The sequence below is a fragment of the Moorena sp. SIO4G3 genome, assembly GCF_010692305.1.
Classification (GTDB): Bacteria; Cyanobacteriota; Cyanobacteriia; order Cyanobacteriales; family Coleofasciculaceae; genus Moorena; species Moorena producens_A.
Genome location: NZ_JAAHIG010000289.1, coordinates 1 through 11,363 on the forward strand (window position 1 = coordinate 1; position 11,363 = coordinate 11,363).

General features: G+C 43.6%; 7 protein-coding genes. 2 read left to right on the forward strand and 5 right to left on the reverse strand.

From position 1 onward, the window contains the following. On the forward strand, window positions 1-486 hold a 486-nt coding region (locus F6J99_RS33245), incomplete at its 5' end, for an aquaporin (protein ID WP_293119469.1). Between the two features lie 8 nt (window positions 487-494). Here the strand turns inward: F6J99_RS33245 and F6J99_RS33250 are convergent. Next, a complete protein-coding gene (locus F6J99_RS33250) occupies window positions 495-656 on the reverse strand; it encodes a hypothetical protein (protein ID WP_293119471.1) in 162 nt (53 codons plus the stop codon). A 72-nt stretch (window positions 657-728) separates the two neighbouring features. On the opposite strand from F6J99_RS33250, the gene arsC reads away from it, so the two are divergent. Further along, window positions 729-1,124, forward strand: a complete 396-nt coding sequence (arsC, locus tag F6J99_RS33255; protein ID WP_070393302.1) for an arsenate reductase, glutathione/glutaredoxin type — start codon at window positions 729-731, stop codon at window positions 1,122-1,124. Between the two features lie 44 nt (window positions 1,125-1,168). On the opposite strand, the gene coaBC is transcribed toward arsC, so the two are convergent. The 4 genes from coaBC to F6J99_RS33275 all read right to left on the reverse strand — a co-directional run bounded on the left by coaBC (window position 1,169) and on the right by F6J99_RS33275 (window position 10,458). Then, window positions 1,169-2,413, reverse strand: a complete 1,245-nt coding sequence (coaBC, locus tag F6J99_RS33260) for a bifunctional phosphopantothenoylcysteine decarboxylase/phosphopantothenate--cysteine ligase CoaBC (protein ID WP_293119473.1) — start codon at window positions 2,411-2,413, stop codon at window positions 1,169-1,171. Continuing rightward, window positions 2,410-2,622: a DUF2555 domain-containing protein gene (locus tag F6J99_RS33265; RefSeq protein WP_070393300.1), complete on the reverse strand. Its 213-nt coding sequence runs from the start codon at window positions 2,620-2,622 to the stop codon at window positions 2,410-2,412. Before F6J99_RS33265 ends, coaBC begins: the two co-directional genes overlap by 4 nt. 862 nt (window positions 2,623-3,484) lie before the next feature. Next, window positions 3,485-4,780 (reverse strand): carboxyl-terminal processing protease CtpC, encoded by a 1,296-nt coding sequence (gene ctpC, locus F6J99_RS33270; RefSeq protein ID WP_293055241.1) that lies wholly within the window; start codon window positions 4,778-4,780, stop codon window positions 3,485-3,487. Window positions 4,781-5,256: 476 nt separating this feature from the next. Next, complete coding sequence (locus tag F6J99_RS33275; RefSeq protein WP_293119476.1) at window positions 5,257-10,458, reverse strand: hypothetical protein; 5,202 nt, start codon at window positions 10,456-10,458, stop codon at window positions 5,257-5,259. Between the last annotated feature and the right edge of the window lie 905 nt (window positions 10,459-11,363).

The following is an 11,363-nucleotide window of genomic DNA, read 5'->3' on the forward strand; positions in this document are numbered from 1 at the left end:
TATATTAACCCAGCTGTGACTCTTGCTTTCTGGGCTAGTGGCTTTTTTCCCGCTCGCAAGGTGTTACCTTATATCCTGGCTCAATGCATTGGTGCGATCGCTGCTTCAACATTACTGTTGTTGACATTGGGGTATGTTGCTGATCTTGGCGCAACTCTGCCTCTACAAGGGAACTGGTTTCAATCCTTAGTGCTGGAAGTAGTACTCACCTTTATCTTAATGTTTGTGATCTTAGGCTCTGGTCTTGACCGCCGTGCTCCCATTGGCTTTGCTGGTTTGGCTATTGGCTTAACCGTAGCATTAGAAGCAGCTTGCTTCGGACCAATTACCGGTGCCAGCATGAATCCAGCCCGTTCATTGGGGCCAGCCCTAGTAGCTGGAATTTGGCAACATCAATGGATTTATTGGGTTGCCCCAATTGTAGGAGCGCAATTAGCCGTGATTGCCTATCGGCAACTTTCCCATGGATTTAGGGATATTCAGTAAAAGCATAGCTAAGCTAAAACGCATTTAAAATGGGTTTTAGCAATGGCAAAAGGCAAAAGGCAAAAGGCAAAAGGCAAAAGGCAAAAGGCAAAAGGCAAAAGGCAAAAGGCAAAAGGCAAAAGGCAAAAGGCAAAAGAATAGTGGATTATATTTTTTTTAGTTAATTTCAATAATATACAGTTTAAATGTACAAAATTTTATATTAAAACTCACAAGTAACAAGTAACAAGTAACAAATCACTATGAAACAAATCATGTTTGTTTGTAAAAGAAATTCCTGCCGTTCTCAAATGGCAGAGGGTTTTGCTAGAACCTTAGGAGAAGGAAAGATTTCTGTTACTAGTTCTGGACTAGAAGCAAGCCGAGTTCATCCTACAGCAATTCAAGTCATGGATGAAATTAACATAGATATTACTGACCAGACCTCTAATCCTTTAGACGATTTCAAGGCTGAAGACTATGATGCTGTAATTTCCTTGTGCGGCTGTGGTGTTAATTTACCAGAAGCCTGGGTATTACGAGATGTGTTTGAAGATTGGCAGCTCGATGATCCTGATGGGCAACCACTAGAGACCTTTCGACGTGTCCGAGATGAAATTAAAGAACGAGTAGCTAAGTTAGTGGAAACCTTGAGCTAATTAGTTGGTTTACGGTTAATTTCAAGAACTTATAAACAGCCTATTTATCTAGTAATTATTTGATACTTTACATTACTATTACCTTCCGGAGGATTTTGGATAAAATCAAATAAACGGTGAGCTAAGTCTAATTTAGTGCAGCGATTAATCTGTTGATGGCGTCCTCTGTTATCAATCAAAATTGCCTGGTTGGTATCACTGCCAAAACCAGCATTTGGTTTGTCAACTGGGTTAGCTACAATGGCATCCAATCGCTTCTTGTTTAATTTTTGTAACGCAGGCTTGATAATATCTCCAGTCTGTGCTGCAAATCCAACTAAGTACTGATGGGGCTGTTTGAGTCGTCCCAATTCAGCTAGGATATCTGGCACTGGTTTTAAAGGTAGAGCAGCAGGAAGTCCATGCTTCGGTATCTTCATCTCCTGGTAGATTCCAGGGGTTACATCGGCTACCGCTGCTGCCATCACAATCAAATCAGCATTGGAAAAATTCCCTAGCATCGCCCGATGCATCTCAGTAGCACTCACTACTGGAACTGTCCGGATACCCATCGGTGCTTCCCAAGTAGCTGGTCCATGAACTAGGGTAACAACTGCTCCCCGATTTCTGGCAGCTTGGGCTAGGGCTAGTCCCATCTTGCCTGTGGAGGGATTCCCAATAAAGCGTACTGGATCTATATATTCCCGAGTGCCACCAGTACTGATTAAGACTTGTTTACCGGTTAAGTCTCGTTTGCCACCAGTGTAGAGCAGGGATTGGATAGAGGCGATTATCTCCTCTGGTTCTGCCATCCGTCCTGCACCAATGCGATCGCATGCTAACCGTCCTGCTGTTGGACCAACACTATGATACCTGGGGTCACTTAACAGCTGTTGCCAATTTCGTTGCACTGACTGCTGCTTCCACATATCTGTATTCATAGCTGGTGCCAACAAAATAGGGCAACTAGAGGCTAGAACCGTATTGGTTAGTAAGTTATCTGCTAAACCATAAGCCAACTTACCTAGGGTATTAGCCGTCAGAGGAGCAATCACCAATACTTCTGCCCATTCCCCTAATTCAATATGCACCGGGCGTTCGTGCTTTGCTTGCCAGAATACGTTGTCTGTATAAGCTGGATGGCGAGAGAGGGTACTTAGAGTCAAAGGAGTGATAAATTTTTCAGCTCCCTGGGTTAGAATTACCCTTACTTCAGCAACCCCCTTAAATAGAGTAGAAACAACCTCACAAACTTTATAGGCAGCGATGCCCCCACATACACCAATTAAAACTTTTCTACCCTTATTCACGCCTCGTCGTAAGCTTCCATGTCCAGTAAATAGAGATAGGGTTGTGCTAACTCTGGACGCTGAAACGCCAGTGCCCGCAGTAGATGCCAATCTTTGAGTCCTTCAAATGCGCCAGAGTAATCATCCAGCTCTAGACGTGCAGCCAACTTGGCAACGTCCTCTGCACTGAGAGCTGAAAGGTCACGTTGGGAAATGGTCGTAGTTGCCATTGCTCACGCCTCTCTTGGTTAGCTTTTTTGTTAACAGTTGTACGTCTTCGACAACTTTACTTCTATTATCCCTATTTAGTGACACGACTGACTATAGATAATACCAGCTTTAGCGTGAAGTATTCGTAAATTTTTTATCAGTTTTTAGGGGTCATTTGTATGGAGGCTTACTATAGAAATATAACTTATTCATAAACTAACTATCATTAGTTAGTTATATCTATTCAGTTTAAAAGCCCTGGCTCTGATTAGGTGGCACAGATTTTTGGCAATAGCGATCGCTCTTCCCAAGTGCTCCGCAGTCTCCAGCAGTTGTATTCAACTCGACTAGTGCTGATCGTTGGTTCATTAGAGATTTAGCATGCTACGTCTCTACTTTTTCGTCACTAAGGAAATTTAAAGGAGATTTATGTGACGGGTAACCGGGCTAGGATTATAATAAGTTGGTAATTATTCTGACTTGTGGTACAAAAAAAACGGTCTCAATTATCAACAAGACCGCTCCATCAAAAAAATGCTGACTTAATGTATACTAAGTCCGGAATAGCAAAAATTTTTCTCGGAATACACTACTTGGAAAGCCCGATCACTTACCAAGTCTATCACTACTACATGGACTTAGAACATCATACTTTGCTTGAAAGGGAAAGGGGAAGGTTAACCTCATATCAGTAAGATATCTTAACTTAATTACATTTAAACTTATAACCATATTGCGTTTGGCAATTACCAATTACTCGTTACCAATTACTCGTTACCAATTAACAATTATCAATTAGAAATAGTTGGGAGAATTGCTAACATAAAATCTCCCATCTCTTGCCAGATTCGACCCACTCTCAATCAGTGAAAGGTTTAAGGCTTAACGAGCTTTCCTTTCTGCCCTTGACCCTTGTTTTGCAGCAATTTCCTGGATCAAAATATCAAACGCTTTAGCATACTGAGCATCATCCAAGGTGCCAACTTTGTCACGATTTTTCTGCAAGTCCTTACGCTGTTCATCGGAAAGCTCAAACACAATATCTGGTTCAATTCCGGACTTATTAATATCGCGACCACTAGGGGTAAGATACTTAGCAATGGTTACTGCCAGACCTGAGCCATCTCCAAGCCCTCGGACGGATTGGACTAAGCCCTTACCAAAAGTCTGAGTTCCTACCAAGATGGCACGTTGATTGTCTTGTAAAGCACCCGAAAGAATTTCGCTAGCACTGGCTGAACCACCATCCACCAGTACCACTAATGGTTTATCAGTCAGAGAGCGATTAATTGCTTTCTGGTATTCGGATTTGCCGATTCGGTTAACTGTTGACACAATCGTACCGGAATCAAACCACATCCGAGCAATTTCAATGCTGGCATAAAGTAGCCCCCCAGGGTTAGAGCGGAGATCTAAAACATAGCCACTAACCTTCTGTTCTTCTAACTTTCGGATTGCTTCCCCCATCTCCTTTGCCGCATTAGCACTAAATTGAGAAAGGCGAATGTAGCCAATGCCATAACCATCTGAAGTTTCGCGATAGCTATACTTTACAGGGTGGATTTCAATCCTAGCTCGTGTGATGGGATAGTCTACTACCTTTTGGCCTCGCTGAATGGTTAAAGTCACGGAAGTCCCTGGCTTGCCTCGGATCAGTTGTACTGCATCGTTGACATCCATACCTTCGGTACTCTTGCCATCAATTTTGATAATGATATCCTTCGCCAGAATTCCCGCTTTAAAAGCTGGGGTATCCTCAATGGGGGAAATCACCATCAACTTTTTTGTTTCTTCATCCAGGGCAATCTGAATACCTACACCAGTTAATTCCCCAGATGTATCAATCTGCATATTCTTGAACTCTTCGGGATCCATAAACCGGGTGTAAGGATCGTCCAAGGGCTCTAGCATTTCCCGGATTGCCTTGTAGGCTTGTTCCTTGCTACTGTAAGACCGATTCAGATAATCTTGGCGAACTTCTTCCCAATCAACCTGGTTGAAGGTAGCATCTACATACCTGCGGTTAATAATTTGCCAAACTTCATCAACTAGCTCCTTAGGACTCTCGCGAAAGAAAGCCTGACTTTGAGATAGATGAAGACCAGCTCCTGTAACTGCTACAGTTGTTAGGACTACTGCTGTCGCACCAAGAACCAGGCCACGTTTTGTAATTACCATAATCCTTTCGCTTAAGGTCGGGAAACTAATGCAAAGGAGCTAAGCTAAATCTAACGAACGGGGATGTCAGACAGCTCCTATGCAAATCAATCTGAGACTGACACCCCCTTGTTCAATTTTGGGTAGTCTAACCCTTTTAAGATACCCCTATGGCTATAGCCTTTTAGGGGTCATCTGTGTTGTTGATTAGGGTCATGAGGATCTTATTTATCCATACTAACCTCATTAGCTAATCACGCCATCATACCACCACACCACACCACCATAATCCTATCTAGCTAGGATTTCAATAAATAAACTATCCTTACTAAGGATAAGGAAGCTGGGGGTATCAGTCCCATATTATTAATTTTCCTCCCACCCAACTTCCCCTCCGGAAAATTATTGTGGTCATTGGTTTTCATCGTTATTTGTTCAATGATTACCCATTCACCATTTCCCAGTCTAACATTACCGCAAAAGACCTACTAATGATTCTATTTGATATGGCTGTTTGTGATCAGCTGACAAAGTTGGCGATCGCTTTCTCTGACTTCCGGGTTGTTTTGGAGATAATTTCTTAGCCAGTGGCAGCTTTTATCTAGCAGATCGTCTAAATTCAAATTCCAAATTGCCACTGTACCATCTTCACTAGCGACTGCCAAGCCTGTTCCATCATGGCTCCAGCTAAGATTTGTGACGCGATGCTCACCAGCTTTCAAGGTTTTGATCAAGGTGTCGTCGAAGCGCCATAGCTGAACCTGGTTGTCCCAGCTGCTGGTTGCCAAAATTTTGCCCTTGGGGCTAAAACGGACTTTGGCCACACTATCAGTATGGCCTTTGAGGGTTGATTGTAAAGTACCATCTTTGTGCCAGAGTTTCACTGTATTATCATAACTAGCGGTCGCCAAGAACTTGTTCTCGGGTGAGAAGCTGACATCCAAAACCCAATTGCGATGACCTGGTAGTGTTTTCAGAAGTTTCCCATCAGCACTCCACAGTTTTACAGTTTTATCATCACTGGCCGATGCCAATCGCTGACTATCCTGGCTAAACTTAACTGCATTAACCCGCTCACTATGACCAGTGAGGGTATGAATCAATTTACCAGTGCGATCCCAAATTTTGACTGTCCTGTCCCGACTGGCAGACGCGAGGCGCTCCGAGTCAGGACTAAAACTAACATTCAATACCCAGTCCTGATGTCCCTTTATTGTCTTAATTAAGGTACCGCTACGATGCCAGAGTTTCACGGTGCCATCTCGACTACCTGAGGCAATTAGCTCACCATCAGGACTGAAACTAATACTATAGACCATATCATGATGCCCTGTTAAGGTTTGGAGCAGCTTACCGTTGCGATCCCAAAGCTTAACAGTTCTGTCATTACTAGCTGTCGCAATCTGTTGAGAGTCTGGAGAAAAGGTGACATCCTGTACATCATCCTGATGCCCTCTTAAAATCACGTGAGACTGATTAATACTACTCCAGAGCTTGATAGTTTTATCGTGGCTGGCTGAAGCCAGAATCAGTTGGTCAGTTTGAGGGTTGGATGGTTGTACAGGGATATGATAATTGCTGTGGGCTAGGTTGTCTTGAGAACTAAAAGGCTCAGTAGGACGGAAACTGACAGCACTAACCCCATCGCTGTGTCCCTTAAACGTGTTTATTAAAGTGCCTTCACGGTTCCATAGCCGCACTGTATTATCATCACTGCCAGAGGCAATCAGCTGACCATCAGCACTGAAAGCAACACCATTAACCCATCGCTGATGCTTGGGAAAGGTTTTGATTAGCTTGCCATTGGCACTCCACAACCTTACGGTTTGATCATCGCTAGCAGAGGCAATTAAATGACTATCTGGACTAAATACGACACAGTTAACCTGAGCGCTATGTCCTCTAAGAGTATTTAGCAATTTTCCCGTTTGACTCCACAACTTAATGGTGTTATCAGCACTAGCAGAAGCAATAATCTTGCCATCTCCACTAAAGCTTACCGACCGCACTACACCCCGGTGACCGGAAAAGGTTTTAATTAATTTGCCATCAACAGTCCATAATCGAATTTTCTTATCTTTGCCAGCCGCAGCAATCATCTGGCCATCTCCACTAAAACTGACACTGTATATATGACCAGCATTAGTGGTAATTGTTCTGACTAGCTGGCCAGTTTGACGCCATAGTCTGACTGTGCCATCCCAGCTACTAGAGGCAATTAACTGACTATCTGGACTAAAGGATACGCTCGTTACACTATCTTGATGACCTTCTAGGGTTTGGATTAACTTGCCATCAGGATGCCACAGTTTGACCGTTTTATCGCGGCTGGTGGAGGCAATCAACTGACCATCTGGGGAAAAACTGATGCTGGAAACAATATCACTATGTCCTTCGAGTCGATTGTGTTCGGAAACGGAATACACTGCCTGGGAAAGAGCTGTAATTACTTGTAGACGGGTATCTGCATCTACTGTTCGAGATGGTAGATATTGCTGCTCTTCCTGCTGTAGTTTTTTTGCCGCTCTTAACCCTTCGAGCAAAGCATCAAAGGTTTTATTAGACACGAAAAGAGCTTCTGAAGAGGCACTCAGGGCACTAAGCATGGCATTGATTCGTTGAGCTTCCGCTCGCCATCTCAAGCCACCATTGGTCACTGCTAAAACTGCCATAACTGTGCTAATGGCAATGGCACGCAATCGTTGTTTACGAACCCGCAACAGTTGACTCTCACTTTGTTTTAGCCTTACTCTAATATTAGACTGGGTACGTTGCTTATATTTTTGACGAATTGGTAGAACTAGATAATCATGAATTAGCTGATATCGGTTTTGTGGTGTTTCTGGCACTCGGAAGACTAAACCGGAACCGACCAAAATTTCCAAAATCAAGGGGATTTGAGTTAGTGTGGAGTTGTCCCAATTGGAGAGTACTAACTCAGCTTGAGTTTTCAACGGACGAGTACCTCGTTGATTGGTTAAGGAGAATAAAACTTCCCAGACGGCATCTTCATTCTCTGGCCCACAATCATAGATAATTTGGGAAAGCGATCGCTCTACTAGAACTGTCTTGGGGTCATCTCCCAAAGCTCGGTATCCTTCAAGGGTAGTAATTTTTTCCGCTTGTAGCTGAGCACCCACGACTTGTAACTCAATTAAGCTTACCACTCCGGTATTAGTCACTAAATCCTTTACCAGTGCTTCGATTAGAGCAGATTCTAACTTAAACTGAGATACTGCTGTTAAGGAGTGAATAACATTTTTGGCATCCTCCGGAGACAGATCCCCTAAGTGATAACGCAGCTTCTGATCCAGGATATTGTTGTTAATGACACTGAGATCCTTAGAGCGCTCAAACTCCAACAAGTAATGTAGATAATCTTCTCGCATAGACAAGATTATTTTTACAAAGGGGAGATTGAGGGCCTGGGCTAAAAAATCATAAAACTGATGCCGTTGCTCTAAGTCGGTGGCAAGGAAAAAAAATTCTTCAAACTGGTCAAAAATCAGGACGGTTAATAAGTTGTGCTGGGAACATCGATACAACTTATCGAGAATTGGTTTAAGGCTTAAAGGTTGTTCGCCGTAGGGGTTCCCTTCGGGTAGATTGTTCGCCGTAGGGGTTCCCTTCGGGTAGATTGTTCGCCGTAGGGGTTCCCTTCGGGTAGGTTGAACGGTTGAAGGTGAAAGGTTGGCATCTTTAAACTTGAAGGCAACTGTACTTGCTAATTCAAGGTCTAGACGTTTTTCCAGCTCACCGAGCCAATTCCTGTAAACGGTTTGTACCACAGTCAAGGTTTGTCTAGCACCAATAATTCTGGAGCTAAGTGCAGGAACTAAACCAGCATTAATCAGGGAACTCTTCCCAACCCCAGAAGTCCCGTGAATCACGGTTAGTTTGTGGTCATTGCGGCTAATGCGTTCGAGCAGGCCGTTGACATCGGTTTGACGTCCAGCGGCTGCAATTTCTAGGGCTGATGGACAATAACCTTTCTTGGTAATCGTTGCGTCAGTTTCTCGACTTGGCCCGACACTCTTTAAGGGAGCCATACCAGCAAAGGTAGAAAACCTAAACTGTTGTTCTATCAAGCGTTTTTGTTGCTTAAGTTCAAACCCTCGTTGGTATGCTTTTTGCTCAAAGTAGAGCGTACGCAATTCCTCCAACAGCTCCATGAACAGTTGAGGCTGCTGCTGTAGAGGGTTGGGCTCTATAGTTTTGAGGTTTATGGCTTGTTCAAGATAATTAATCGCAGATTTTGGCTTGCCCAGCTGGCGCACAGATCTAGCAGCTAGCAGGAGATAGGAAGCTCGATGGCAAAGGTTTTGAGGGTTGAGACTCCCCTGAGATGTCTCCAGAGTGCGCACAGCTGTGAGGGCTAAGTCTATAGCATGGTTCCAATTCGATTGCTCATAGGCAACTGTTGCCAAAAAGCCATAGGCTCGAGAGAGCTGAACTGGATTATCTTGAGTGTGAGGCTGTGCTATAAACGCTAGCGCTAAAGCTTCTAATTCTGTCCAATGTTCCAGGTGTTGTAGGACTTCTCCCAATTTTATGGTCAACTGAGCCACCAAGTCCAAGCGTCCTGTTTTAGTAAACACCTCAATGGCAGTACAGAAGCTTTTCTGGGCTTGCTCCCACTGATGAGAACCGATGGAGCCTTGTAACTGGGCTTGACGGCAATAGCACAAGCCGATGTGATGGAACACTAAACCAAGCCGTTCTAAAGCTGAATGGGTGAGGGGGGGATCACATAAGGGGGGTATTGAGTGTTTAGTTTGTCCGAGACGTTGATCAAAACATGTAGCTGTGTCCCTTGTGCCCTCTTTTCTCTTCCTAGAAGCTTTACCTTCGATAGTTGTACATGCTTTTACCGGTTTAAGGTTTTTATAATAGTGTTGCTCTGAATGGGGAGCCTCACTGCCCAAGCAGCCGCCCCATTCTCCTATATCCTGCTGCCAAAAATTTAGACTCTGCTGATAATGCTCCAACGCCAGATTAATCTGGTCATTTTCAAAGGCATCTCGCCCTAGAATAAAATGCTTGGTAGCTAGTAGGACAGAATCTACGCTGATATCATGAGATTGCAAATCCTGTAATGCCGACTCAAATTCTTGGCGTCGGGGGCAATCGGGAGCCAAAGAAAGCACCTTGTTGGGCAAAAACTCTCCCAAGTCTCTAGCGAAAATATTGCCAAAGATTTGATCTGCCGTTCTATAACATAAAGCGAGTAATTGGTCAATGGTAAGTTCAAACCGAATCGAGGTAGTAGCCCAATTTTTAAAATAAGGAGCAAGCCTGATCAACTTTTGAAGTCCCTGGTCAGTTACCCATACCACTAAAGGACAGGTTAAGCATTTGGGCAATTCATCTCGCACCTGGTTAGCCGAAAGTAGTACCTGGTTGATGGCATCAACTGACTCTAGACCCGATACCATTAGGGCAGATGTTGTCCCATACTGTTGGGTAGTAAAGATATTACTAAATAGAGTTTGACTAGACTTGTTAACAACTAGCTCACCTATAGTGAGCTCTGTAATTTCTCGGACGTACTGCCATATTTCCTTCCTAAATAACTCGTAGTTGCATCGCACCAAAATCAGTGCAAATTCTCCTTGGGAGAACATTATTGCCCGGGATAGGCTTAATAGAGAGCGAGCACTGTATGGGGCTAGTGTTTCTGGGGGATTTTGCTGCTTCATGTCACTAACCTTTTGACCCCTACTGGTACAGAAATTCCCTATTACTAGGGTGATTTCACCCCTAGATAGTAAAATGACTATCAGAACTTATCGGTAAGTACGGGGTTTCACTGATAAAAAACAATAAGTATAATTAGGTCTTACTCAAGAAAAATGTCTCTCATAAGTCCCTTGATAAATAGTTCAGTAATTACTACTACTTAGTTTATAAATATATTTAATTAAAATTATTAATAGCAATGATAAATTCACTTATTGATCCTCAAGTCCATAGCCTTGATATCAGTGATTTCCCGGAATTTTTAATTTTTTATAGTGGGGTGGAACTATAAGTTCCTAGAGGAAAACAGGTAACACAGTTAAAGTATCAGGACTTCCGCCGTCACTCTACATTTAGAGGCGGCGGAAGTCCTGACTAGATCAGTTTTTAACTCAATGAGGGACAAAATTTGTCCCTTTGAACCAAGTACTAGATGGTAAGTGCTAGGTTCTACATGAGGGGATGTACCTTACCTGACGGGGGTGAACCTGAAGGCTAAGCCAATGTCATACCAAGCTTTTAGAGAAAGTTCTCCCTCAAAAAGAGAAGGGTGATTGACAGGTAAGGTTACAATATGATATCCAAAAGCGTTCTTAGCTTCCTCCGCTCTTATGCCCCACAAAGAACATGCGCAGCATGAGTGTGGTCAGAAGTTCCCGCAAAAAGAGTGGAGCCTTTATAGTTGGCAGTCTGTGAGTTAAGGGTTAAATCTTTTTGTAGTAAGGCGACCCTGTATTGATGCAAAGCGCGAGTGGGGGAAACCACGGCAGTCGCTCATGGTTAGAAGTTACCGTAAGACAGGCTCGCCTTGTCTTGATGCAGTCGCTCATGGGGGAAACCACGGCAGTCGCTCATGGGGGGAACC

Bases quoted from the DNA above. Each gene is read 5' to 3' on its own strand.
- arsC (WP_070393302.1), top strand. From the start codon at position 729: ATGAAACAAATCATGTTTGTTTGTAAAAGAAATTCCTGCCGTTCTCAA.
- F6J99_RS33265 (WP_070393300.1), bottom strand. From the start codon at position 2,622: ATGGCAACTACGACCATTTCCCAACGTGACCTTTCAGCTCTCAGTGCA.
- ctpC (WP_293055241.1), bottom strand. From the start codon at position 4,780: ATGGTAATTACAAAACGTGGCCTGGTTCTTGGTGCGACAGCAGTAGTC.
- F6J99_RS33275 (WP_293119476.1), bottom strand. From the start codon at position 10,458: ATGAAGCAGCAAAATCCCCCAGAAACACTAGCCCCATACAGTGCTCGC.